This is a genomic window from Pseudomonas sp. NPDC089407 (genome assembly GCF_044900445.1).
Taxonomy (GTDB): Bacteria; Pseudomonadota; Gammaproteobacteria; order Pseudomonadales; family Pseudomonadaceae; genus Aquipseudomonas.
The window spans coordinates 97,970-122,892 of sequence record NZ_JBJDNB010000018.1; the positions used below are offsets into that span (position 1 = coordinate 97,970).

Annotated in this window: 23 protein-coding genes and 1 pseudogene; 17 read left to right on the forward strand and 7 right to left on the reverse strand. The window is 59.5% G+C overall.

Features of this window, described 5'->3' with window-relative positions; all coding sequences use genetic code 11:
• Positions 1–4: 4 nt before the first annotated feature.
• The 4 genes from ACI2KG_RS15855 to ACI2KG_RS15870 all read left to right on the forward strand — a co-directional run bounded on the left by ACI2KG_RS15855 (position 5) and on the right by ACI2KG_RS15870 (position 2,670).
• Positions 5–1,072 carry a maleylacetate reductase gene (locus ACI2KG_RS15855; protein ID WP_404662500.1) on the forward strand — a complete coding sequence of 356 codons (1,068 nt, stop codon included), beginning with the start codon at positions 5–7 and terminating at the stop codon, positions 1,070–1,072.
• Between the two features lie 66 nt (positions 1,073–1,138).
• Positions 1,139–2,011 (forward strand): intradiol ring-cleavage dioxygenase, encoded by an 873-nt coding sequence (locus ACI2KG_RS15860; RefSeq protein ID WP_404662501.1) that lies wholly within the window; start codon positions 1,139–1,141, stop codon positions 2,009–2,011.
• Between the two features lie 3 nt (positions 2,012–2,014).
• Positions 2,015–2,332 (forward strand): YciI family protein, encoded by a 318-nt coding sequence (locus ACI2KG_RS15865; protein WP_404662502.1) that lies wholly within the window; start codon positions 2,015–2,017, stop codon positions 2,330–2,332.
• Positions 2,329–2,670 carry a Rieske (2Fe-2S) protein gene (locus ACI2KG_RS15870; protein WP_404662503.1) on the forward strand — a complete coding sequence of 114 codons (342 nt, stop codon included), beginning with the start codon at positions 2,329–2,331 and terminating at the stop codon, positions 2,668–2,670. Before ACI2KG_RS15865 ends, ACI2KG_RS15870 begins: the two co-directional genes overlap by 4 nt.
• Before the next feature lie 197 nt (positions 2,671–2,867).
• Here the strand turns inward: ACI2KG_RS15870 and wrbA are convergent, their stop codons facing one another.
• Entirely contained in the window at positions 2,868–3,494 is a 627-nt protein-coding gene (gene wrbA / locus ACI2KG_RS15875; RefSeq protein WP_274132583.1) for an NAD(P)H:quinone oxidoreductase, read from the reverse strand.
• A gap of 430 nt (positions 3,495–3,924) precedes the next feature.
• Here wrbA and ACI2KG_RS15880 point away from each other — a divergent pair, with 430 nt between their 5' ends.
• The 5 genes from ACI2KG_RS15880 to ACI2KG_RS15900 all read left to right on the forward strand — a co-directional run bounded on the left by ACI2KG_RS15880 (position 3,925) and on the right by ACI2KG_RS15900 (position 12,093).
• Positions 3,925–5,157 carry an NAD(P)/FAD-dependent oxidoreductase gene (locus ACI2KG_RS15880; RefSeq protein ID WP_274132582.1) on the forward strand — a complete coding sequence of 411 codons (1,233 nt, stop codon included), beginning with the start codon at positions 3,925–3,927 and terminating at the stop codon, positions 5,155–5,157.
• Between the two features lie 393 nt (positions 5,158–5,550).
• The gene (locus ACI2KG_RS15885; RefSeq protein ID WP_404662504.1) at positions 5,551–7,134 is read left to right on the forward strand and encodes a DUF1302 domain-containing protein; all 1,584 of its coding nucleotides are present in this window, start codon (positions 5,551–5,553) and stop codon (positions 7,132–7,134) included.
• Positions 7,135–7,153: 19 nt separating this feature from the next.
• A complete protein-coding gene (locus ACI2KG_RS15890) occupies positions 7,154–8,503 on the forward strand; it encodes a DUF1329 domain-containing protein (protein ID WP_404662505.1) in 1,350 nt (449 codons plus the stop codon).
• Between the two features lie 171 nt (positions 8,504–8,674).
• Complete coding sequence (locus ACI2KG_RS15895) at positions 8,675–9,682, forward strand: WD40/YVTN/BNR-like repeat-containing protein (RefSeq protein ID WP_404662506.1); 1,008 nt, start codon at positions 8,675–8,677, stop codon at positions 9,680–9,682.
• Entirely contained in the window at positions 9,679–12,093 is a 2,415-nt protein-coding gene (locus ACI2KG_RS15900) for an RND family transporter (protein ID WP_404662507.1), read from the forward strand. The genes ACI2KG_RS15895 and ACI2KG_RS15900 overlap by 4 nt, the downstream gene beginning before the upstream one ends.
• A 74-nt stretch (positions 12,094–12,167) precedes the next feature.
• Here the strand turns inward: ACI2KG_RS15900 and ACI2KG_RS15905 are convergent, their stop codons facing one another.
• Positions 12,168–13,124 carry a LysR family transcriptional regulator gene (locus ACI2KG_RS15905; protein WP_274132577.1) on the reverse strand — a complete coding sequence of 319 codons (957 nt, stop codon included), beginning with the start codon at positions 13,122–13,124 and terminating at the stop codon, positions 12,168–12,170.
• A gap of 304 nt (positions 13,125–13,428) precedes the next feature.
• Between ACI2KG_RS15905 and ACI2KG_RS15910 the strand changes: the two genes are divergently transcribed.
• Positions 13,429–14,832, forward strand: coding sequence for an FAD-dependent oxidoreductase (locus ACI2KG_RS15910; RefSeq protein ID WP_404662511.1), 1,404 nt, complete (start codon positions 13,429–13,431; stop codon positions 14,830–14,832).
• A 50-nt stretch (positions 14,833–14,882) separates the two neighbouring features.
• On the opposite strand, the gene ACI2KG_RS15915 is transcribed toward ACI2KG_RS15910, so the two are convergent.
• Positions 14,883–15,869 carry an NADP-dependent oxidoreductase gene (locus ACI2KG_RS15915; RefSeq protein WP_404662508.1) on the reverse strand — a complete coding sequence of 329 codons (987 nt, stop codon included), beginning with the start codon at positions 15,867–15,869 and terminating at the stop codon, positions 14,883–14,885.
• Positions 15,870–16,266: 397 nt separating this feature from the next.
• Between ACI2KG_RS15915 and ACI2KG_RS15920 the strand changes: the two genes are divergently transcribed.
• From ACI2KG_RS15920 to ACI2KG_RS15935, 4 genes are all read left to right on the forward strand, one after another.
• A complete protein-coding gene (locus ACI2KG_RS15920) occupies positions 16,267–17,088 on the forward strand; it encodes a hypothetical protein (protein ID WP_400778512.1) in 822 nt (273 codons plus the stop codon).
• A 713-nt stretch (positions 17,089–17,801) separates the two neighbouring features.
• Positions 17,802–19,019, forward strand: a complete 1,218-nt coding sequence (locus ACI2KG_RS15925; RefSeq protein WP_404662509.1) for a hypothetical protein — start codon at positions 17,802–17,804, stop codon at positions 19,017–19,019.
• Positions 19,016–19,477 carry a three component ABC system middle component gene (locus tag ACI2KG_RS15930; RefSeq protein WP_400778507.1) on the forward strand — a complete coding sequence of 154 codons (462 nt, stop codon included), beginning with the start codon at positions 19,016–19,018 and terminating at the stop codon, positions 19,475–19,477. The genes ACI2KG_RS15925 and ACI2KG_RS15930 overlap by 4 nt, the downstream gene beginning before the upstream one ends.
• On the forward strand, positions 19,474–20,166 hold the full coding sequence (locus ACI2KG_RS15935; protein ID WP_404662510.1) for a hypothetical protein: 693 nt from the start codon (positions 19,474–19,476) through the stop codon (positions 20,164–20,166). The genes ACI2KG_RS15930 and ACI2KG_RS15935 overlap by 4 nt, the downstream gene beginning before the upstream one ends.
• 35 nt (positions 20,167–20,201) lie before the next feature.
• On the opposite strand, the gene ACI2KG_RS15940 is transcribed toward ACI2KG_RS15935, so the two are convergent.
• From ACI2KG_RS15940 to ACI2KG_RS15950, 3 genes are read right to left on the reverse strand one after another with little or no spacing between them, the layout of a single operon-like run.
• Positions 20,202–21,491: an ISL3-like element ISPpu12 family transposase gene (locus ACI2KG_RS15940; protein WP_004574636.1), complete on the reverse strand. Its 1,290-nt coding sequence runs from the start codon at positions 21,489–21,491 to the stop codon at positions 20,202–20,204.
• Positions 21,492–21,512: 21 nt separating this feature from the next.
• Complete coding sequence (lspA, locus tag ACI2KG_RS15945) at positions 21,513–22,025, reverse strand: signal peptidase II (protein WP_003821921.1); 513 nt, start codon at positions 22,023–22,025, stop codon at positions 21,513–21,515.
• Between the two features lie 3 nt (positions 22,026–22,028).
• Entirely contained in the window at positions 22,029–22,925 is an 897-nt protein-coding gene (locus ACI2KG_RS15950; RefSeq protein WP_004364974.1) for a cation transporter, read from the reverse strand.
• 95 nt (positions 22,926–23,020) lie between these two features.
• Between ACI2KG_RS15950 and cadR the strand changes: the two genes are divergently transcribed.
• Positions 23,021–23,428, forward strand: coding sequence for a Cd(II)/Pb(II)-responsive transcriptional regulator (gene cadR, locus ACI2KG_RS15955; RefSeq protein ID WP_010794431.1), 408 nt, complete (start codon positions 23,021–23,023; stop codon positions 23,426–23,428).
• An 81-nt stretch (positions 23,429–23,509) separates the two neighbouring features.
• Here cadR and merB read toward each other — a convergent pair whose 3' ends face one another.
• Positions 23,510–24,055 (reverse strand): organomercurial lyase, encoded by a 546-nt coding sequence (gene merB, locus ACI2KG_RS15960; RefSeq protein ID WP_011005942.1) that lies wholly within the window; start codon positions 24,053–24,055, stop codon positions 23,510–23,512.
• A gap of 92 nt (positions 24,056–24,147) precedes the next feature.
• Here merB and ACI2KG_RS15965 point away from each other — a divergent pair, with 92 nt between their 5' ends.
• Together ACI2KG_RS15965 and ACI2KG_RS15970 are read left to right on the forward strand one after the other, a co-directional pair.
• Complete coding sequence (locus ACI2KG_RS15965) at positions 24,148–24,582, forward strand: mercury resistance transcriptional regulator MerR (protein ID WP_011005943.1); 435 nt, start codon at positions 24,148–24,150, stop codon at positions 24,580–24,582.
• 264 nt (positions 24,583–24,846) lie between these two features.
• A pseudogene (locus tag ACI2KG_RS15970) lies at positions 24,847–24,923 on the forward strand (recombinase family protein); the annotation flags it as partial.

The window sequence follows — 24,923 nt, forward strand, 5'->3', positions numbered from 1 at the left end:
GGCCATGAATCCATTTGTCTACCAAAGCCTGCCGACGCGCGTAGTGTTCGGCTGGGGCAAGCTGTCTGAACTGGCGCAGGAAATCGACCGGCTGGGTGCGCGACGTGCGTTGATTCTGACCACGCCGGAGCAACAGGACCTGGGCGAGCAGGTTGCAGCCCTGTTGGGTTCGCGCTCGGCGGGTGTGTATCCGAACGCGGTGATGCATGTGCCGATCGAAGTCGCGCAGGCGGCCCGGATCGAGGCTGTCCGGCTGGGCGCCGACTGCTGCGTCGCCGTCGGTGGAGGCTCGACCATCGGCCTGGGCAAGGCGATCGCCATGGACTCGGGCCTGCCGATCCTGGCGGTGCCGACCACCTATGCCGGCTCGGAAATGACGCCCATCTACGGGCTCACTGAAGATCGACTGAAACGCACCGGGCGTGACATCCGCGTGTTGCCCAAGACAGTCATCTACGATCCGCAACTGACCCTGTCGCTGCCGGCGCAGGTGTCCGCATGCTCGGGGATGAATGCCATGGCCCATGCGGTCGAGGCGCTGTACGCCCAGGACGCCAATCCCATCATCGGCTTCATGGCCGAAGAGTCGATCCGGGCACTGGCCGCCTCGTTGCCACTGATCGTCCAGGACCCTGAGCATCCCGAGGCGCGAGGCCAGGCCCTCTACGGTGCCTGGCTTGCGGGCATCTGCCTGGGCTCGGTGGGCATGGCCTTGCACCACAAGCTTTGCCATACGCTGGGCGGTACCTTCAACCTGCCCCACGCTCAGGCCCATGCAATCGTGCTGCCGCACGCGGCGCACTACAACTGCGAGGCGGCGGCGCAGCCCCTGCAACGTGCCGCCCGCGCGCTCGGTGGTGACGAGGCCAGGGACGTTGGCCAGTTGCTGTTTGCGTTGAACGAAAGGCTGGGCATTCCTCTGTCGCTGGCAGAGCTGGGAATGCCCAAGGATGGCCCTGCCGAGGCCGCCCAGATCGCCTGCGCCAGCCCGTACTACAACCCCAGACCGTTTGAACAGGCGCCCATCGAGGCGCTGCTGACGCGGGCCTGGAACGGTTGGTCACCCGCTTGAAAAACGACGCCGGAGCACTCAGTGCCCCGGCGTTTTGCTTTCCCCAATCCCATCGGAATAACAACAATGACCGATCATTACAAAGCCGTGGAAGCCTTGATCTCCGAACAGGCTGTCAGCAGTTTCGAGACCAGCCCCAACCCGCGTTTCAAACAGATCATGCAAAGCCTGGTGCGCCACTTGCACGACTTCGTCAGCGAGGTCGAGCTGACCGAACAGGAGTGGTTCGAGGGCATTCGTTTTCTGACCGAGACCGGACAGAAGTGCGATGGCAAGGTGCGTCAGGAATTCATCCTGCTGTCGGACACCCTGGGGGTGTCGATGCTGGTGGATGCGATCAATCATCGGCAGAGCACCAACGCCACCGAGACAACGGTGTTCGGCCCGTTCTTCATCGAGGGCATGCCCGATCGCAGTTACGGCGAGAACATGGCGTTGACCGACGGCGTACCGGCACTGGTGCATGGCCGGGTGCTCGATGTGCTGGGCCGGCCAGTGGTCGGGGCGGTTCTCGACGTCTGGCAAACCGCAGACAACGGCATGTACTCCGGGCAAGATCCGGATCAGCCGTTCGGCAACCTGCGCGGGCGCTACCGCAGCGATAACGACGGCTGCTTCGCCATTCAGACCACAGTGCCGGTGTGCTACCCGATTCCCACCGATGGCCCCGTGGGCGAGATGCTGGATGCGGCCAATCGTCATGCCTGGCGACCCGCCCATCTGCATTTCATGATTCAGGCGCCGGGCTATCGCAAGCTGGTCACGCACCTGTTCAACAGTGATGACCCATACCTGGGTTCCGATGCCGTGTTCGGCGTCAAAGGGTCGTTGCAGGTGACCTATGAAGATCGCCCCGCCCACGACGAGGATGCAGCAGGGCTGGACATGGCCTATCCGTACAAGCGCGCGTACTACGATTTTGTCCTGGAGGCCGCCTGAGTCATGGGACAGTTTTTCGCCGTTTTCGCCACTGACAACGAAGGCTCCCAGGCGCTGCGTGAGAAGCTGCGGCCAACCCACCGGGCGCATCTGCGAGCCCCGGGCATGCATCACGTGGTGGTGCGCCTGGGTGGCCCGACATTGAATGATGCCGGCGCTGCAATGAATGGCACGCTGCTGGTGATTGAAGCCGCCAGCTTGCCTGAGGTCGAAGCCTTCTTGCAGGATGATCCCTACGTCCAGGCCGGGCTGTTCTCGCGGATTGAAATTCGCCCCTGGAACTGGAGCCTGGGCAACCCGGCTCTGCGGGATTCTGTATGAACACCATCACGCTATGTCAGCTTGAAGACATTGCCGATGGCGGCGCCCTGGGGCTGCCGGATCACGCCCAGCTCCATCCCTCGGGGCTGGTTGCCGTTCGCCAGGCGCAATCGGTGTGGGTGTACCTGAATCGATGCCCACACTTCTCGGTGCCCCTGAACTATCGGCCGCAAACCTTCTGTACCTACCGCGGCAAAGTCCTGATGTGCGCCCATCACAGTGCCATGTTTCGTTTTGAAGACGGCATGTGTGTGGAAGGCCCTTGTCAGGGCGCGCGGCTGGATTCTGTGCAGGTTCGCGTAGAGGCGGGCAGCGTGGTGATGGACGTCCAGGACTGAGCGCATTGCGTAAAACAGAGGCCTGACCCGCAAGGTTCCGTTGGGACGCCTTGCCGGTCGGGCCTCTGTCTTTTCACGGTGTGAACATCAAGCCGAAGTGCCCTGCGGGGGGAGGGGGACAACCACTTCCCGTGAGTGAGAACGTGGTTGTCTCTGTGTGATCGGTGCCCCTCGGCCTGGCGGCACACCGCAGTGAATCAGTTGAGGTTTTGCTTCAGGCGCTTGGCGATGCCCGCGACGTGCTCGCCCTGGAAGCGCGCGATCTGCAGTTCGTTTTCGCTTGGCTGGCGAGAACCGTCAGGGCCTGCCAGCGTCGAGGAACCGTATGGGGTACCACCGGAAATTTCGCTCATGTTGACCAGTCCTTGCTCGGAGTACGGAACGCCGACGATGACCATCCCGTGGTGCAGCAGGGTGGTGTGGAAGCTGGTGATGGTGGTTTCCTGGCCGCCGTGCTGGGAGGCGGTGCTGGTGAACACGCTGCCCACTTTGCCGATCAGTCCGCCGGACATCCACAGGCCGCCGGTCTGGTCGAGGAAGTTACGCATTTGCGAGCACATGTTGCCGAAGCGGGTCGGGGTGCCGAAGATGATGGCGTCCGCTTCTGCCAGCTTTTCCGGCGTCGCGAAAGGGATGGAGGCGAAGGCGGCGCGATAGCCCTTGATGCCACTTTTCACCAGGACTTCTTCCGGCATCAGTTCCGGAACCTGCAGCAGTGTGACCTCAACATCCCCGACCGAACGGGCGCCAGCGGCGATGGCTTCGGCCATCTTGTAGATGTGCCCGTACGAGCTGTAGAAAACGATCTGGATTTTAGTGGTCATGTGAATTTCCTGAAAACGTCATTGTTAGAAGAAACTGCAATCAACGAGTCATAAAACTTACCGATTGCTCAATGCAGCATGAGCAGGGCAAGAGGACAAAACAACACTAAGCAGGTTGTCGATTCGCAAACGTGGTGATTGTAAAAGGCGAACGATCGCCGCCGGACATAATGGGCAGAGTTCTGAGTGTTAATAACGCGCCAGGAATGAGCTAAGTGGCTGGTTTCATGAACTATTAAGTTGGGCATCTCATGCAGGATGAAGTCGATGTCCTCTCAAAACCCGATCAGTCTGTTCGCGTTTGCCAAACGTCGCTGTATTGCCTCTCCAATGTCGGGTGATTAGTCTGAAGTCACTCGCCTGATTAATAGCTTCAAACAAGAAGGATCAGGCGCCTTCCCAGCAAATGGGCCGTGATAGGAGACACACGATGGAAACAATAGAGGGCGTGGTAGTTGTCGGCGGAGGCCCGGTCGGGCTGCTCACCGCATTGAAACTTGGCAAGGCCGGTGTGCGGGTAGTTGTCCTGGAGTCCGAATCAGGCGTTTCACCCTCGCCACGGGCAGTCGCCTACATGCCACCCACCGCTGCTGCACTGGACCGTTTCGGTTTGCTCGACGACATTCGCAAACGCGCCGTGTGGTGCCCGGACTTCGCCTACCGTCACGGTAACGGCGAACTGATCGCGAAGATGGACTGGGCCGTTCTGGCGCAGGACACCGATTACCCTTACATGCTGTTGCTGGCGCAGAACCATGTGTCCAATGTGATCGTGGAGCATCTGCGCAAGCTGACCAACGTCGAAATCCGCTGGAATCACAAGGTCGAGGAGATCGAGCAGGACGACGACTACGTGACCATGGAAACCAGCGGTCCGGCCGGCAAGGCGCGTTTGCGGGCGAAGTGGGTGGCGGCCACCGACGGCGCACGCAGCACCGTGCGCGGCAAGATCGGGCTGACGTTCGACGGGATTACCTGGGGCGAACGCCTGGTTGCCACCAACGTGTTCTACGACTTCTCCCTGCACGGGTATTCCCGGGCCAACTTCGTGCACGACCCGGTGGACTGGGCCGTGGTCGTTCAGCTCGACAAGACCGGACTGTGGCGCGTGTGCTACGGCGAAGACCCGGACATCTCCGAAGCCGAAGTCCGCCGCCGCCTGCCGGAGCGCTTCAAGCGCCTGTTGCCCGGCGCGCCGACGCCGGATCAATACCGGGTCGACTACCTCAACCCGTACCGGGTCCACCAGCGCTGCGCGGCTGAGTTCCGTCGTGGTCGGGTGATCCTGGCCGGTGATGCGGCCCATGCCACCAACCCGATGGGCGGGCTGGGGCTGTCCGGTGGTGTGCTCGATGCCGAGCATCTGGCCGAGGCGTTGATTGCGGTCATCAATGAAGGCGCTTCCAGCAAAGTGCTGGATGAGTATTCGGTTGACCGGCGCAAAGTGTTCCTCGAGTTCACCTCGCCCACCGCAACCGCCAACTTCACCTGGATGAAAGAAAGCGACCCTGCGCAACGGGCCCGTGATAACGCAATGTTCGATCACGCGGGCAAGGACCTTAAAGTCATGCGCGAAATCTTGCTCGACTTCGAAAGGCTCAATGGCCGACGGGTGATCAAGCCATTGCAACATACTGCAGAGCGTGAAGCCGTGAGTGCATGACGTTCGCCCTCTGAGTGTTGTAACTCGTAATAAGCAGCAGTAACCATCGAGCGTGCAGCATGGCTGTGCGGACAGCCCTGCGTGATTGTCTGTAGGCGCGCGCTTGCCCGCGACGGCGGTGTTCAAGGCACACCGTCATTGACTGAACTATCGCAGTCGCGGGCAAGCGCGCTCCTACATAAGCGGATGCTGTTGCGCTCGATTCAAGATCAGATGGTTAAAGAATACGTTAAGGATTTTTCTATAAAGCGACCGCAGTACTGTCTCGTCTGAAACTTTCAGGCAGTGAGAAAGTTTCCGAGTGTCCAAACAATAAAAATTATAAGTCAGGGTTACTCTATGAACGTGAAAGCGAACATCAGCGTTGTACCCGCAAGACCCTCGTTATGTTACATGCACGTTGCCGTGGCGGCTGCTGTGTTCGGCATTCAGAGCATCCCGTCAGCGCAGGCTTTCCAGATTGATACCGGCAGTACCGATTTCTCCGTGGCGTGGGACAACACGCTCAAATACAGCGCCGCCTGGCGCGTGGAGAATCAGGACCACGCTGTTCGGCCTTCCTACAACCCGAACCTCGATGACGGCGACAACAACTTCAATCGCGGATTGATTTCTGATCGCCTGGATCTTCTCTCCGAACTGGACATGAGTTATCGGCACACCTATGGCGTGCGGCTCAGCGGGGCGGCCTGGTACGACGATGTTTACAACCGGGGTAACGACAACCACAGCGACACGGTCAACAGCTCGTCCGTGCGCAACGATCAGTTCACCCATGACACCCGGGATCTGCAGGGCCGGGACGGCGAACTGCTCGACGCCTTCGCCTATGGCAAGTTTGCCCTTGGAGACATGTCGTTGTCGCTCAGGGGAGGGCGCTACAGCCAGGTCTACGGTGAAAGCCTGTTCTTCGGCGGCAACGGCATCGCGGTTGCGCAGTCGCCGGTCGACATCATCAAGTTGCTGTCGGTGCCCAACTCCACGTTCAAGGAAATCATCCGACCGGTCAATCAGGTGGGCGGCACGCTGCTGGTCAACCAGAACCTGACGCTGGGCGCTTATTACCAGTACCGCTGGGAGCCTGCACGCCTGCCGGGGGCCGGTAGTTACTTCAGTTACGCCGACTTTGTCGATGAAGGCGGCGAGCAGTTCTTCATCGGACCCGGGCAGGCACTGCGGCGCGGCAAGGACATCGATGCCTCCGATTCCGGACAGTATGGTTTCGAGGTCAAGATGCAGTTCGGTGACTTCGAGTACGGCCTCTACGCCGCTCGTTACCATGACAGGTTTCCGCAGTTCTACCTGCGCCCCGAGCAAGGCGATTACGAGCTTGTCTACGGCGAGGGCATCAGAACCTTCGGTGCCAGCATCAGCACCCTGGTCGGCGAGACCAACGTCGCGGCCGAAGCGTCGGTGCGACGCAACACGCCGCTGGCCGCCACCGGCAACGTGGTGCTGGACCTCAGCGGAAGAGGCGACGGCGATCACGACCCGTTGTATCCAGTGGGCAACACCTTCCACGCGCAAATCTCGGCGATCAGCGTCGCGCCCGGAAACTCGCTCTGGGACGGCGCAACGCTGCTCGGTGAGCTGGCCTACAACCGCATCACCAGCGTCGATAAAAACCGCGACCAACTGGACCCCAACGTCACCCGCAACGCGAGTTCGCTGCGAGTGCTGTTCACCCCCGAATATTTCCAGGTTCTGCCGGGCGTGGACATGAGCGTGCCCATAGGTATCGGCTACGGCATCAACGGCAACACCGCAGTGCTGGGCACCGGCTTCTCGCCGGAAGGCGGTGGCGATGTAAGCCTGGGCTTGCAGTTCGATTACCGCAAAACCTGGCGCGGCGGCATCAGCTTTACCCACTACTACGGCAGCGCGGGCGGGATCGTCGATTCATCCAACGCCCTGTCAGGCGATCAGGTTTACGCCGACCGTGATTTCGTTTCCGTGTCGTTGCAGCGCACTTTCTAAACCCGAAAGGATAAGAACAATGAACAACAAGACATTCCTTGGTTTTTCACTCGTGGCGAGCCTGGTGACAGGCGCGCCGGTCTGGGCGGCGGTCGGTGCGCAGGAAGCGGCGAGTCTGGGGGCCGCGTTGACGCCCCTGGGTGGGGAGAAAGCCGGCAACGCCGACGGCAGTATCCCGGCATGGGACGGCGGCACCCGACAAACCCCGGCGGCGGGGAATAACTTCATTCCCGGTGACCTGTTTTCCACTGAAAAACCGGTGGTGAAAATCACCGCAGAGAACATGGCCAAGTACAGCGACAAGCTCTCCGAGGGTACGCGTGCGCTGCTGCAGAAGTACCCGCAAAGCTTCCGTCTGGATGTCTATCCAACCCACCGCACTGCCTCTGCGCCGGACTATGTGTACAAGAACACCGCGCTCAATGCGCAGAACTGCAAGCTGACCCAAAACGGCCAGTCGGTGGAGGGCTGCTTTGGCGGCATTCCCTTCCCTGTGCCCAAGAGTGGTCTGGAGGTGATCTGGAATTTCCTGCTGCGGGTTGAACCCGAGGCGGTGGAATACGGCTTCAAGAACGTGGTGCTGACCAGCGACGGCGGGCAGACCCTGGCGACGCGCAACGACAACGCCTGGCAGTACCCGTACTACTACCAGAAGGGTTCGGCGCAGAACTGGTCCAAGGAATATTTCCTGCAGCGTTTCAGCACCACGGCGCCGCCGTTCAAGGCCGGTGAAACGCTGGTGATTCGCGACAGCGTCGATCCGCAACAGTCACGCCAGGCCTGGCAGTATCTGGTCGGACAGCGGCGAGTACGGCGCGCACCCACCGTGGCCTACGACACCCCTGACTTCGTGGCCTCCGGCGCCAACTACTTCGACGAAGTGCAGGGCTTCTTCGGCATGCCTGATCGCTACGACTGGAAAATCGCCGGCAAGAAAGAAATCTACGTCCCCTACAACACCAATGGCCAGGTGACCGCAGCGGCTGACAAGGCGTTTGCGCCTCACCATTTGAACCCCGATACCCTGCGTTGGGAACTGCACCGGGTGTGGGTCGTGGAAGCGACGCTGGCCAGCGGCAAACGCCATGCGGTGCCCAAGCGCACGTTCTACTTCGATGAGGACACCTGGCTGCTGACCCTGCTCGACGGCTATGACGCCGAGGGCAAGCTGTGGCGCACTTCGCAAGTGTTGCCGTTCGTGGTGCCGTCGGTGCCGGCGGTCTTGGTCAAACCGGTCGCGGTGTTCAACCTGCAGGCGGGCACGGTCAGTAACGTGCAGGCATTCAACGGCGAAAACTTCCGGGTGGTGCCGCTCAAGCCTGAGTCCTACTTCACCGGTGACGCAGTTGCTGCCGAAGGCGTGCGCTGAATCACGAAGACCGCGGCCCGGTCAGCGGGCCGCTTGCCAACCGAGCGGTGGAATCAAGCGATGACCAGTCTCAAATTTCATAATGTGCGGACGACGCTCCGACACATCGGTTTGTCGTGCGTGCTCGCCGGCGCTGTGTGCGATCTCGCGTGCAGTGCCTCGACGGACCTCTTGGACACACCGGCAGCACCCGATCAACACGCCCAACAGTCGGTTCTACTGGCCATCACCCGCGCGGATCAGCGCCTGGTGGCCGTCGGCGAGCGGGGCATCGTCCTGCTGTCCGATGACATGGCCCGCACCTGGCGGCAGGCGCGCTCGGTGCCCAGCAGCGTTGCGCTGACGGCGGTGGACTTCGTCGATGCCCATGACGGCTGGGCCGTGGGGCATGGCGGGGTAATCCTGCACAGTGCCGATGGCGGCGAGACGTGGGAGCGCCAGCTGGACGGCAACCTGGCTGCCGGGCTGGAGCAGCAGGCGGCGCAGGATCAAATTGCGCAGGGCGCCGAAGGTGCGCAGCGACACCTGGACATCGCCCGGCGGTGGGTCGCCGATGGCGCCGACAAGCCGTTTCTGGATGTGCATTTCTCCGATGCTCAGCACGGCCTGGCAGTGGGCGCCTACGGGATGGCGATGCTCACCGAGGATGCCGGGGCGCATTGGCGTTCGGTGACCAGCGAGCTGGACAATCGCGCCGGCCTGCACCTTTACCGGATCGTTCAAGGCGACCAAGACGTGACCATCGTTGGAGAGCAGGGCACTGTCCTGCGCGCGAGTGGACTAGGGGCGCCCTTCAGGCAGGTCCCGATGCCCTACCACGGCACCTGGTTCGGCGCACTTGAGCTGGGCTCCGGCCAGGCACTGGTGTTCGGGCTCAAAGGCAACCTCTATCGCAGCACCGACGCCCTTAAATGGAACGCGGTCGCCACCCGTGAAAGCAGCAGCCTCACGGCGGGCAGGGAACTGCAGGACGGCAGCCTTGTGCTCGCCAGTGAGGCGGGGCGGCTACTGCGCAGCCTCGATCATGGCGAGCATTTTGCGCCGCTGCCGAGCCGCGACCTCGATGGGTCCCCCATCACCGACCTGGTGCAAGCCACCGATGGAGTGCTGGTGGTGACTGGCCTGCGAGGCGTCAAGCGCCTGGATACCCTCGTCATGAACAAAGAGAATGAACTATGAATGCGCACCATGAGGTCGCCGCAGACGACGTTGACGTGATGGCTCAACGAGGGTCATGGGTCGAGCGTTTGCTGTTCGGTCATCGCGGGCTCTTCCTGCTGGCCTGCGTGCTTGCGACGTGCTGGTTCGGCTACAAGTCCATGGGCCTGGAGCTCAACGCGGCGTTCGAGAAGATGCTCCCCAGCGGCCATCCCTACATCGTCAACTACCTGCAGAACCGCTCGCAACTGGCTGGCGCGGGGAACACGCTGCGGGTGGTGGTGGAGGCCAGGGAGGGGTCGATTTTCGATCCCGGCTATCTGGACACCGTGAAGAAGCTGACCGATGAACTGTTCCTGCTCCCGGCAGTGGATCGGCCGTACATGAAGTCGATCTGGACCCCGGCGGTGCGCTGGACAGCCGTGACCGAGGATGGCCTGGACGGCGGACCGGTGATGCCCGATGACTACGACGGCTCGGCGCGCAGCCTGGCCCAGGTCAGGCAGAACATCGAACGATCCGGTGAGATCGGCCAGCTCATCGCCGACGACTTCAAGTCCAGCATCATCCTCGTCCCGCTTCAGGAACAGCGTGCCAGCGATGCGGCGCCCATCGACTATCAGGCCCTGTCCCAGCGCCTGGAAGCGCTCAGAACCCAGTACACCTCGGCCCGGATCGACATTCACATCACCGGGTTCGCCAAACTGGTGGGGGACCTGATCGAGGGCATGCGTCAGGTCATGGTGTTCTTTCTGGTCGCCGCTGCGATTTGCCTGGTCATTCTCATCGGCTATACACGCTGTATTCGCAGCGCGCTGGTGGTGCTCAGTTGTTCGCTGGTGGCGGTGGTCTGGTTGCTGGGCGCGCTCGCCAGCCTGGGTTTTGTCCTAGACCCTTATCTGGTGCTGGTGCCGTTTCTGGTGTTCGCCGTGGGCTTGAGCCACGGCGCGCAGAAGATGAACGGCATCACCCAGGACATCGGGCGCGGGATCAGCCGCCAGTTGGCCGCCAGGCTGACGTTTCGCCGGTTGTTTCTGGTGGGACTTTCGGCGCTGGTCTGTGACGTCGTGGGCTTTGCGGTGCTGATGGTGATCGACATCCCGGTGATCCAGGACCTGGCGATCTGTGCCAGCATCGGCGTCACCATCCTGATTGTCACCAATCTGATGTTGCTTCCGGTGCTGTTGTCGTTCATCGGCGTCAGCGAGAAGGCCGCGCAGAGAGCGGCGGCGGTGGCTTCCACCGACCTTGCCGACCTCTACCTGAGCAAGCATGCGGTCTGGGCCTTCCTGGATCATTTCACGCACCGTCGCTGGGCCGCCGTCGCGTTGCTGGCCGGCATTGCCCTGGCGCTGGTCGGTGTCGGTGTTGGCAGTCAATTGAAGATCGGCGATACCAGTCCCGGTGCGCCGGAGCTGCGTGCCGATTCTCGCTATAACCAGGACAACGCCTTCGTCGTCAGCCATTACTCGGCCAGCAGCGATGTCTACGTGGTGATGGTCAAGACCCCGCAATTCGCCTGCGCGCTTTATGACACGGTGCGCGCCGTCGATCGTCTGGAATTCGAGCTGTCGCAACTGCCTGGCGTCGAGGGCACCAAGTCCCTGGCCGGCCTGGCCAAGGGCGCCGCCAGCGCGATGAACGAAGGCAGCCTGCGCTGGTACGAAATCCCGCGTAACCAGGACATGCTCAACGCCATCATCACCCGTGCGCCGCGGGAGATGTTCAACCAGAACTGCGACCTGCTGAGTGTGTACGTTTATTTGCGCGACCACAGGGCAGATACGCTGACCGATGTGGTCAATGTCGTCGAGTCGTTTGCCAAACGCAACGACTCCACAAGCTACCGCTTCCTCAATGCCGCAGGAAACGCCGGGATCGAAGCCGCGACCAACATGGTGGTCAAGGAAGCCAATCGCAAGATGCTGTGGCTGGTCTACGCCGCCGTCATCCTCATCAGCCTGGTGACGTTCCGCTCATGGCGCGCGGTGCTCTGCGCGGTCCTGCCACTGATGCTGACGTCGGTGCTTTGCGAGGCGCTGATGGTCTGGCTGAACATCGGCGTCAAGGTGGCAACCTTGCCGGTGATCGCCCTGGGTGTGGGGATCGGGGTGGACTACGCGCTGTACATCATGACGGTGATGCTGCGGTATCTGCGTGAGGGCGCCAGCCTTTCCGAGGCCTATTACCGTGCCTTGATGTTCACCGGCAAGATAGTGGTGCTGACCGGCGCGACCCTGGGTATCGCGGTTGCCACCTGGTATTTCTCGCCCATCAAGTTTCAGGCGGACATGGGGGTGCTGCTGGCGTTCATGTTCATCTGGAACATGCTCGGCGCACTGATCCTGTTGCCGGCGCTGGCGTACTTCCTGTTCCCTTCAGCCAAGTCGCAGCCGCTGCCGGCAAGGGTATCGGCGACTGCAGCGCGGTAAAGGGAGACAACGCGCGGTGGAGGGACACTGCAGGTCGATCCTGCAGTGTCGTTGCCGGGGAGGTGAGAATGGATTCAGCAACTTGCCAGGGCAGGGGTGGTTTCGGTGTCGGGCGACAGTCCCAGGCGTCTGTCCCATTCGGGCTCCATGGAGAATGTCGAGGACAGCAGGTCCAGGAACAGTTTGACCTTGGCGGTCAGGCGATGAGACGTCGGATACACCGCGGAAAAGTAGGGCGTGTCCGTCTGGTAGTCCGGCAGCACGCGGACCAGGCGGCCCTGCAGCAGGTCTTCGCAGGCCACCATGGTCGGGAGGTAAGCAATGCCCATCCCGCGACGTGCAAACTCCTGAATCAGGTGCACGCTGTTGGAGCGCAACGCCGGTGTCAGGGTCACCTCGCTCTGTTGCTGCTGCTCTTGATTGTTCAGCGACCAGCGCCGCCATGGGTAGTAGCGGTAACAGGCAAAGTCGTGCAGGCAAAGATCATCAGGCGTCTCGATGGGAGGTTTGCCTTGCAGATAACCTGGCGTGGCGACGAAAACACCGCGCATCAGAAACAGCCGTCGCTCGATCAGCGAGTCCGAGGCCGGGGGGAAGATCTGCAGGACGATGTCATAGCCTTCCTGAACGGGGTCGACGACCTGGTCGTTGGCGAAGACATCCAGCTGCACGTTAGGGTGGCTCTTGCGGAATGTCTCGATGACTTTCGGCAGGTGCTCCAGGGCGAAACCATTCAGCGCCGCCACGCGCAGCGTCCCGCTGACCGATGCGCAGGTGTCTCGCGAGCGCTGCGAGAGCGCTTGCATGTGATCGATCAGTTCCTGGCAATCGGTGTAATAGGATGCGCCGACTTCGGACAGTTTCACCGCCCGGCTGGAGCGATGAAAGAGCGACACACCCAGATGCTCTTCCAGCTGCTGGACCCGGGTGGTGATGACCGATTTTGCAACGCCGATCTGCCGGGCGGCGTTGGCAAAGTTTCCTGCTTCCGCAGCACGCACGAATGCTTCGATACTCAGATAAATGTCCATGCTGTGCCTCTATCTTTTTTGTTTTGAGGGCCGGCGGACCGGTATCGAACATGGATACCGGAGCGGTCCGTCTGCTGGCTTGACGAGCACTTTCCTTGAAACATGGCACGTCTTGCGCTTCAGCTTGAGCAGTCCCTGGCGACAAGACAACAGCGTCGTGGTTCGTGATTCGCAAACCCTGCGATTGCCAAATCAGCACCAGATTACGTGGGAAACCGATCACCCACAAATCGCGACCGGCGTGTTTGCGAACCGCAAACCCTGCCGTGTTGCCTCGTCAAATGCCGCTGGTTAGCCTTTGTCGATGCGTCTGGTGCTTGTGCGTCAGATACCTGTGTGCCGCTTGCTGATGGATAAAAACAATATGGAAAGTATAGAGGGGGTGGTGGTAGTTGGAGGCGGGGCCGTTGGCCTGCTGACCGCGTTGATACTGGGCAAGGCCGGCGCCCGGGTGGTCGTGCTTGAATCGGCGGCGGATGTTTCGTCCGCATCCTGGGCGGTTGCCTACACCCCCGCCAGTGTTGCGGTGCTGGAAAGGGCCGGATTGCTCGCCGACATCAGCAAGGCCGCCGTACGCTCGGACGACCTGGCCTACCGCCATGCTGACGCCAGCCTGATCGCCACGATGCAATGGAATGTGCTGAGTGAGGACAGCGAACATCCGTACATGCTCCTGCTCGCGCAACATCATGTGTGTGCGGTGATTGTCGAGCACCTGCGCAGGCTGCCCAATGTCGAGATCCGCTGGAATCACCGGCTCAAGGGGCTGGAGCACGAAGGGTCCTGGGTCACGCTGACCCACTGCACTCCGGGAGGCGACAGCGAGCTTCGGGCGCGTTGGGTGGTGGGCGCCGACGGTGCGCAAAGTACGGTACGCCAACAGCTGGGCGTAAGTTTCGATGGTGTCACCTGGCCCGAGCAGATGGTCGCGGTAAACCTGTTCTACGACTTCGCCCTCAATGGTTATTCCAGGATCAACTTCGTACAGGATGCAGTCGATGCCGCCGCGGTGATCCAGCTCGACCGAAGCGGCCTGTGGCGCGTGTGCTACGAGGAAAGTCGTGGTTTGTCCGACGCTCAGATCTCACGGCGCGCAACCGAACGCCTGGTGCGCATGCTGCCGGGCACACCGACACCGGATCAGTTTCGCATCGAACGCATCCAGCCCTACCGTGTACAGCAGCGCTGCGCCGGAGCGTTTCAGCGAGGGCGGGTGATTCTTGCGGGCGATGCGGCCCATGTTGCCAACCCGATGGGGGGCTTGAGCCTGTCCGGTGGTGTCACCGATGCCGAGCACGTTGCCCTGTCGCTGATAGCCCGGCTGCACGATGCGGACCCGCAGGCTGATGCGGCGCTGGAGCAGGCGATGACGGTTCATCGCGAGGACCGGCTGGCGCTGACATCACCGGGCGCCACGCCCTACTTGAGCTGGCTCAGGGATTCCGACAAGAAGCGTCGGGCACGGGACATGCTGCTTTTTGAAGTTGCCGGCCAGGATCGAGCCGTCATGCGCAACTTTCTGCTGGATTTCGAACGGATCAATGGCCGTCGCCCCTGGACCCTGACGGCATGGCTCAGGGCCTTACCCGGCCTGACGAGAGGGGCGGCCCGTGCGGCCGTGCAATGGCTGTCACAGGTCACGATCCCGGCTGCGCCCCTGGCCCGCAACGGCAAAAGGGCCGACATCGGCGCCCAGTATTTCGAATAGAGGCAGGCGGGTCGGTGCCTGCGCAAGGCGGGCACCGACCCGGAACCGGGTCAGCGCATCTTTATGATCATCTTGCCCTCTGGCCGTGGCTGCTTGCCGTCGAGTATCTCGTGTATCTGCCCGACCTCATCAAGGTCGAACACCGGTCCCACGCGGGTTGTCAGCTTCCCGGCATTCACGAGCGCTGCAATCTCGGTGAGCGCAGCGCTAGTCACGTCCACCAGAAAGAAAAAGGCCGTTACGCCATGCCGGGCCGCTGCGTCCTGATCGGGGTTGGAAACGGCCGACACGAGAAAGCCGCCGGGCTTGAGCACGCTGAATGATTTGTCCTGGGTGTCGCCTCCCACGAGATCCACCACCAGGTCGATATCCTTGACGGTGTTCTCGAACGGTTCGTTCTTGTAGTCGATGACCCGGTCGGCGCCCAGCCCCCGGACATAGTCCTGATCCTTTGCCGACGCGGTCGTGATGACCTGGGCGCCGGCATTTTTGGCGAACTGAATGGCGTACGCCCCGACACCCCCGGCCCCGCCATGGATCAGCACGGTCTGGCCCGACTTCAGGTGACCCTTGTCAAATAACGCCTGCCAGGCCGTCACGGCAATAACAGGGACAGAGGCTGCCTGCACCGCCGTCAGGGCATCGGGTTTGATCGCGATCATGCTCGCCTGGGCAAGTGCATAGTGCGCATAGGCGCCGGTGAAGTTGGAGTTGGTCACGCCAAAGACCGCATCGCCGACTTTCAGGGTTGCCACCTCAGGCCCGACCGCGACCACGACGCCCGCAAGGTCCGAGCCCAGCGTCAAAGGTAAAGGCTGGGGCAGGGCGCTGTTGCCTGACCGGATCCAGCCATCCCACGGCCCAACCCCCGCAGCCTCTACTTGAACCAGCACCTGGCCAGGGCCCGGAGCAGGGGTTGGAACCGTTTCCACACAGATGCACTCAGGGCCACCGAATTGATGCACCCGGGCGGCGAGGGTGGTTGCAGGGACTTCCATAAAGGGCTGGCCGCTGGCTGTTGCGTTGGCCTCGTTCATGGCACACCTCTGTAATGGCTGGAAAGGTCACGGGACCCGAAGATGCTCAGTGTAGCTCGCCCATTGGAGAGTGAAGTTGCCAACAGCCGCTTGTGAGTTCTGGACCTGTATTAAAGTTATTGTTCTGATCAGATAGTCCAATTGAAAAGTTATCAAGGAGACCAATTCACAACAGTGCTTCACTAAGCGTTATTTGCCTTGATGAAGGACCCCGGAGCTAGTTACCCTCAAGTAAGTCAATAAATGGCCGAAACAGTATTTGGCTTGTATGACCATTAAATAATTTATTTCGTGCAACCAACCTCTGCACAGGTCCCGACGCATTTGGGTGTCGCGGTCCGTCGTGCATCCAATTTCGAGGCGCCCGGTTTGGCGCCCATTCGCCAAGGAAGCCAGGATGATCGTCAATAACGCTTCAGACACCGCCATGTCGGCTTACGCCAATGCCTCCCTGCGCAAGACCTCTTCCAGTACCGATAACGCCAGCACTGCGGCCACTCAAGCCAATCAGAGCAATCAGGCGGATGACAGCACCGGCTGGGTGAGCCTCTCCAGCAAGTCAGTGGGCTACAGCCATTCCATCGCCAACTACACGCCATACTTTCCAGCGCGCTCGGGCATGACCGCCGACGCTCTGGTACTGGGTGTATCGCAGCCGGGCGCGGTTTCGAGTTCCAAAGGGCTGTCTTTCCCGGATGTCGCCTCGGATGCGCGTACACGCATGGACAGCAAGTACGCGTTGATGAAGAGCGGCGGCAAACCGTACGACGGCAGTGACACCGATCGCAATTCGTTGATGGGCGATCTCGATCGTCGCTCGCTGTATGCCGTGGCCACCAATCAGGGCGGCCAGTTCAGCGCCGAAGAACAGGCCGCCGCCAAAGGGTTGATGCGCCAACAGGAGCGCCTGGCCACCGGTTATTACAGTGGCCCCGCCGACCAGCAGAAGAACTTCACCGACCCCTATGCCAACGACCCGGTCGGGCGTGCCAAGGCGGCACTGGCGTTTCTGGAGAACATGAGCCCGGAAGAAAAAACCGCGCCGCAATGGCTGGTACAACACCAGACCCTCAGTGACGCCCTGGCGCAAACCGGCAGCGACACCGACACCTCGGAAACCAAAAAGGACAAGGGGCATTTTCACAATCTGTCCGAGATCCTTGCCGGGATCGACACTGATGGTTCGGAGGAGGATCAGCCTGGTGTGACGGTTGATTAAGATTCAAGCGCTCCCAGATGGATAAGGCTTGATGTGCAACGATGAAAGCGTGGTGAGTGGGGCAGATTGTGGCTGAACGAGCCCTATGAAATACAGGATATGGTTCTCCCCTAAAGGTCGGGGGTTGAGTGTAGCGTTTGCCCTGGGCTGCTGTGACCGTGAGGCCATCGGTTGGGTTGCCAGCCCGGCCGGGTACAGCGGTGACGACATCCGAGGCTTGATGTTGGGAGGTCCAGAGAGGCGTTTTGGTGATCAACGAACAAGCACGCCGGCGCACTCGTAAGCGATGACGGCTCGGCCTTTATCGCCAGCAGACGCGCCTGTTCGCCTGCCGGTTCGGCTTGCAGCGGGTAACCACACCGGTGTGCAGCCCCCAGAGTCCGGGGAGTTGGTCTGCAGTTTGGCAGGGCAAGTCCAAGCTACGTGTTGCCGACCAAGAGAGATCGAGCAGTTGCTTAATCGCTGTGAGCGGCGCCCGGAGGCCTTTAACTTGGGGCTATCGTAACCCGTGCTACCCCGCTTTGAGAGCAAGCGTAAAGTCAAATATGCGCTGGCATCCGTGGATAGGATAGCGTTTAGCTACCCCGCGTTGGTAAAATTATCCCGAGCTGCAATTTGGCTGTATATGGATACAGTATTGCGAATTTTACCGGCCAGGATGGCGAAATTAGCTCTGCACTGGTCGATCTTGTTTATCCAAGATTGGAGTAGCTGTGAACGCGAAGCTAGATTTTGACGCGACGAAGCTCTACGAAGCCCTGAAGTACCAAATCCACGTAGCGATTGACTACTGTCACACGCTGGATAAGGACGATGTTCTCTGGATCGAGGTATTCGGCGACGTCACCATCGAAGGCCGAGATCAGATCGAAGTAAAGGAATACAGCGATAGCCTGACCGACAGCCACGAGAACTTCTGGAATACCCTCAATAACTGGCTAAAGCCAGAATTCGACCATTCGCAGTATGCCAACCTTATTCTGCTGACCACCCAGGCTTACGGGGAGCGAACGGCCATCAAAGGTTGGCCTCAGTGGAGCGGTGATCAGCGCCTCGCTGCATTGGAAGACATCCTGAAGGACGCTGAGACTCGCTTCGAAAAAGCGAAATCAGGCAAAGAAACTACCCGTGAAGGCACCGAACATGGTGAAGCCGGAGGAAAGACGTCCGGCCCCTCAAAAGCGTTGACACTGCAGCGCAAGGTGATGGCAAAAGAGATGCGCCGGTCGTTGATCGATGCGCTTCCCAAAGTCAAGATCATTACCGAACAGCCAGACTTGGCCGGCTTGATTGCCAGGTACAAAAAAGCCTATCTGAAAAGCATACATGAGCATCGCACGGACGACTTCCTGAATGACCTCTTCGGGTTCATGACGAGTGCAGTCAAAGTTACTGATGGCTGGCGATTCACCACGGCGGAGTTCAACAGAAAATTCACTGAGCTGACTGCTCGCTACATGATCGGCTCGGTGCGGTTTCCCCGAGTCAACACTGACTTGATAGAGCGAGAAGCGGCGAAACTTGATGTACGTGAGCGTCTCTATGCTCAAAAGCTGGATGAGATCGGAGGGGAAGAGGATGTAATTCTTGAAGCGACTGCCGATCTGCTGCATGCCCAAGAATACATTGTCGAACTCATAAAGGACTGCACCCTCTCCCAGGAAGACGTGGACGGTTACAGCAAGAATCACATGCGCACCCACAGCGCCCACAGATCTGAACTCATGAGCGACTGCGACCAAAGCTCGCACCGCACCAAGCTTCAGCAAGCATCCTTGAAGTTTTATCATTCCCGGTGTCGTTTGGACGTTGTGAGATTTCGCAACTTCGAAGACACGCCCGTTGAGTTTCGCAACGGGATCTATCACATGCTCGCAGACGCAGCGCATGCCAACCCAGCGAAGGAGTTTTACTGGAGGCTCTGGAAATGAGCGTAAAACCTATCGAGCATCTTTTCACGCTCCAGCGCTCTCCGATCGCACTGGCGCCGGTCATCCACAATTTCTTTGCCCATTCCAAGTCTCGGGAACGCGACTTGCTGTTGAGCTATCTGGTTCTGCCCATGGTGCTGTACCCGGCCATGCAGGAGTACCTGCTAACCGTGAGGAAGACCAGCAACCTACGCACGCTATGCAAAGAACAGAAACGGCTGGTCGGGCTCACCTACAACACTCAGCAATTCAAATCGCTGACAAATGCCGCTCTGCTTGTGCTTCAGGCAGAACAGAGCATCGAGCTCACCGACGATCTGACGGTGAAATCTATCAAGGACGTTAAGGCTGGCAATGCCAACCCCAAACAGCTCGAAGCCGCCCGCCGGCTGTCCATGGTCTGCGCAGAAGCGGACGTGGTTTCCATCTACAGGACGTTAGGATTCAAGTCTCTATGAAATGCTTTCTGCGGTACATCGGCGTAGTCGACACTCAAAACAAAATTCACAAGGTGCGACTGGAGCCTGGACTCAACGTCATCACGGGCAAATCGTCCACTGGCAAAAGCGCGATCCTGGAAATCTTCGACTACTGCCTCGGTAGCACGGAGGACACCATTCCAGTGGGGACGATCACCCAACGTGCCGAGACATTCTTCATCGCTCTGCAATTCCCAAGCTATTTCGTCGTGGCCGCCCGTAAGAAAAAATCCGATCGCTGCTTTTTGCTTGAAGTGCAAGGCTCAGACCCTGACCGGCTGCTTGAGCTCATAGAGCAACCCAAAGCGTTCTTCGATCCCAAGCACTACATGCCACTGGCAGACTTCAAGAAAAGCCTCGGACGGTACTTTGCGATCACCCTGGAGAATGTCGACGAAGACCCCTACCTGAAAGCCGCCGGCCGTAACAAGTCTGCCACCCCGTCAGTACGCAGCTTTTCTTCTTTTATGCTCCAGCATCAGAACCTGGTGGCCAACAAGCACGCGATTTTCTACCGTTTCGACGAGAAGGAAAAACGTGACCAGGCAATCAACCACTTTAAGATCCTGATGGGACTTGTGGATGAGGCCTATTTCGACCTGTACCGGGATCATGAGGTTGCCAAGTACGAGCTCAAGAAAGTCCGGGTATACGGATTTAATGGTTGATGGGGCACCTTCACCCCATCAATCTGATACCACCCTCAGATGGTTGATAGATCGACTCCGTAGTTGAGTTCCTCTGCGAAGTCCGGCAGTCCGTAACCGATGGTTTTCTTGTAGAAAGGAGAGACCTTCGCAGTCGGTGCCTTCTTCTTGTGCTTCGTGGTGTAGAGCATTCGTGCCCGCATCACCTCGAAGGAGTAACCGCGCCCTTCACGGTTCTTGTCCTTGGCCAGTCGGTTGATGGACTCCGTGTAAGCGTTGGTGACGGGCATGTCCGTCTCGAAGTAGGTCATGGTCTCTTCGCGCCAGTTTCCCACTGCCCTGACCAGATCGCTCCAGACTTCCTTTTGGCCCTTCGGGATGGTGGCTATCCACTCGTCCAGGGCGGCTTCTGCCTGGAGCCGTGTGGTGGCGTCCCAGATGCCGTAGAAGCGCTCCTTGTGCTCGTAGGCGGCCAGCAGTTGCGGGAACGCGCCTGTCCAGGTCTCCATGATGAGGCGCTCCCGGTCTGAGACTTCGTGAGCGCGTTTCAGCAGGATTTTCCGGTCTCCCTTGAGAGTCCGGCTCTGGGACGGTTTCAGCTCCTTTCTGAGGCCCTTGCGCACTCTCTCTAGGGCATCGTTGGCCATGCGCACCACATGGAACTTATCGACCACGATACGGGCCTGGGGCAGCACAGCCTTGACCGCTGCCCGGTAGGGGTTCCACATGTCCATGCTGACGATCTCGACCTTCTGCCGGTCTTTCAGCTTCATCAGGTAGTTGGTCACCACGTCCTGGCGGCGGGTGGCCAGCAGGTCGAGCAGGGTTCGCTCCTCAATGTTGGTCAGAATGCAGCGGTAGCGCTTGTTCAGGTATAGCTCGTCAATGCCCAGGATGCGGGGCGTCTCGAAGCGGTGCCAGCGCCCCAGGAACTCGGCGCGGGCGTTGAAGATGTCGCGCACCGTCTTCTCGTCCAGGCCGGTCTGTGCCGCCACAAAGGTGTAGGGGTGGTTGAAGGATTCCTTCTCCACGTACTCATGCAGCCGCAGTGTCATACGGAATCCGTCCACCATCTCCGGTAGCTGGGGCCTGAATGTTGTCTTGCAGGCCCGGCAGGTGTATCGGCGGCGGACCACCCAGAGAGTGACCCGCTTGCCGTGGATGGGCAGATCACGATAGGGAACGTCACGCTTGCCGAACCGTACGAACTCACCCTGCACGCCGCATTCCTCGCAGGCGATGGGATCGGGCACGTCCACCTGGAAGTGCATTTCGTCGTCGGTTGATTTGCAGCCCAGTACTTGGTATTGCGGCAGGTGAAGGATGTTGTCGGGAAGTTCGGTCATGGTGTTGTATAGGCGTAGGTGTCAGTCAGATCCATCCGACTCGGCATTGGTGTTTGCTTTTTTACCCAACAAGCTGCTGGAAACGAAAAGTAAGGCACCGAGGACAATTGCAATATCAGCCAGGTTGAAGGCCGGCCAATGCCAGTCTCGCCAATAGAAATCAAAGGAATCCACAACATAGCCGCGAAAGACCCGGTCAATCAGGTTGCCCATGGCGCCACCGAGGATAAGACTGTAAGCGATGGCTTCTCCTTTATGACGATTTTCAAGGATCAGCTTGATCAGAAAAATCGAGACCACTACCGCGATTCCGATAAAAAAGTAGCGCTGCCAGCCTCCACCATTCGCAAAAAGACTGAATGCGGCACCGGTGTTCCATAGGTGCACCCAGTTAAAGAACGGGGTCACCGAAACATACTCGCCATAGGCCATTGATTGCTGCACCAGCCACTTTACAGCCTGATCAGACGCTGCCAGCAGGCCCGATATGGACAATAGGGCATACGGCGAGAGCTTTTTGCCAATAATGAGCATTATTTAACCCTTCAACGCCAAAATGCGTCTGGCACCGTTAAGTACAATGCCCCCCGCGATGGTGCCGATAATCAGATCCGGATAATTGGAACCGGTCCACGCGACCAGGGCGCCGGCGGTGATGACCCCCAGGTTGATCACCACGTCGTTGGCCGAGAATATCCAGCTTGCCTTCATGTGCGCCCCGCCTTCCCGATGTTTGGATATGAGCAGCAGACAACTGGTATTGGCAATCAATGCGACGAATGCGATAGCCATCATCACCAGCGATTCAGGCTCACTACCGAATACAAAGCGTCTCACCACCTCTACGAGCACGCCCACAGCCAAGATCAGTTGCAGTACACCAGCAAGATGCGCGGCACGTACCTGCATTTTCACGCTATGTCCAACCGCATAAAGGGCAAGCCCGTACACCGCCGCATCGGCAAAATTGTCCAGGGATTCTCCAATCAGGCCGGTGGACCGGGCGATCAGACCGGCAGTCATTTCCACCACGAACAGAAGTGCATTGATGCCGAGCAACCAGCGCAGGGTCCCGGATTCTTGCTTAGCAGAAGCTGCCGAAAACTCGGCGGCCTTGATGGTCTCCGGATTTGCAGCGACGGTTTCCTGAAGCGAGGCGCCTAGCCCCAAGGTCTTCAGTTTCGAGGTGACGGGCTCGACCTCGCCGTCATGCACGACCTTCAGCCGGCGGTTCGACAAGTCGAAGGACAGCGCCCGAATCTCCTCAAAGCCGTTCAGGGCTAGGCGAATCATTCGTTCTTCTGATGGACAGTCCATCTTCGGCACGGCATAAACACTGACCCATCTCCCTGGCGCCTCGGAGGAGGCCTGTATATCGGTATCCGCTGCGGACGTTGCATCACCGCCACAGGCGCCACCACAGGATTTGCTCATGATACGACTCCACTTGAACAATGTTGTGGTACCATTTAAAACTATAAAGCTACTATAAGGTCAATAGAGTAAAGAATCCGTTGGGGAGGAGGCTGATGCGCATTGGTCAGTTGGCGCAGTTGGTAGGGGTCGAAACACAGACGATCCGCTTCTATGAACAGCAGGGCTTGTTGCCGCCGCCTGATCGGCAGGACAACGGTTACCGTGTCTATACCGAGAAACACGTTGAGCGGCTGGCCTTTATTCGTCGCTGCCGCATCCTGGATCTGTCACTGGCAGAAATTCACGAACTAAAGCGCTATCAGGACGACCCTCATCAGCCTTGTACCGCCGTCAACGCCTTGCTCGATGATCACATCTCTCATGTGCGGTCGCAGATAACCGCTCTGCAAGCGCTTGAGAAACAACTCGTTTCACTGAGAGCGAGTTGCAACGATGACCGGGAAGTTGAGGCGTGTGGGGTTCTTGCTGGAATTAGCGAAGGAAACATGCACCAGCAGTAGGTGAAGCATCAACCAGATAATCCGATGAGATGCCGGTCTGTCTCACTCTCATGCAAAGGTAAGATCAACCATTTAATCCGCTTACCCAAAATTGATATTGGCGCATAAGCTGTTGCAGCATGCTTGTCCTTCTCCCGCACCGGATTCCCAGACGACGCGTGCGGCCTCCGGATTCTGATGTTCCTTCTCGACACTGCCGTTCGCCGCCAGCGAGCAGGCGAGGTGGCAGCGGCAAACCACGCACCGAGCTATGATGCGCGCGGCGTGCCGCACCATGCGTGGAATCGCGAGCGCATCGATCGCGCACATGGCATGGACACTCTTGCCGGCGAAATGAACGTGGATTTCAGTCTGGCGAGCGCTGAAGGGATAGCAGCCGATGCCTTGCTCGCCGATGACGATGGCATCCATCGCGCACAGCGCGTCGAGCACCGCCTGCGACCCAATCCCCGCTGCGGGCGGTGCTGCTTCGCGTATCCAATGACCGAGAATCCTGGCATAGGTCGACTGCAGCGTGGGATGCGCGTCTTCGATCCGTGCCTGCAACGGAAACTCGTCCGCCAGCTTCTGCTGCGCACGCGTCACCGCCGCTTTGAGTTCCAGTCGCGATTCGGTCGATATATTCATATTCATGGTTCCTCGACTTAGAAAAGAGCAATGGCAAACGTATTCCAAATGGCTTAAGCTTATTTCCGTAGTCATGTACGGAGTCAAACGATATGGAAAACAATTTGGAGAATCTGACTATCGGCGTATTCGCCAAGGCGGCCGGGGTCAATGTGGAAACCATCCGGTTCTACCAACGCAAGGGCTTGCTGCCTGAGCCGGAGAAGCCCTATGGCGGCATCCGCCGTTACGGTGACGCCGATGTGGCGCGCGTGCGGTTCGTGAAATCAGCCCAGCGGCTGGGCTTCAGCCTGGATGAGATCGCCGAGCTGCTGCGGCTGGAGGATGGCACCCATTGCGAGGAAGCCAGCAGTCTGGCCGAGCACAAGCTCAAGGACGTGCGCGAGAAAATGGCTGACCTGGCGCGCATGGAGGCCGTGCTGTCTGATTTGGTGTGCGCCTGCCATGCGCGGAAGGGGAACGTTTCCTGCCCGCTGATTGCGTCACTGCAAGGGAAGAAAGAACCGCGCAGTGCGGACGCGGTGTAGCCCGAGGGAACTACGCCTTAGCGTGCTTTATTTTCCGTTTTCTGAGGCGACTCCAACGTCAGAAAAGACCGTGCGGTCGACTTTTGATATTTCGTGCTGTCGCCTTCTGAAAGTGACAGCCGCGCCGCTTAGTCAGAATAGAGTCATCTTTCGCATTTTTGACACATGCCTGCGAAGGTCATAGATTTCAGCCTGACAGAAACGGGGTTTGAGGCACAACGGAACAGAAGGAGCACTTAAGCCGCCTTCAACCAAGGAGACATCGTGCAGGGGCACCGCATCGGCTACGTCCGGGTCAGCAGCTTCGACCAGAACCCGGAACGCCAGCTGGAACAGACACA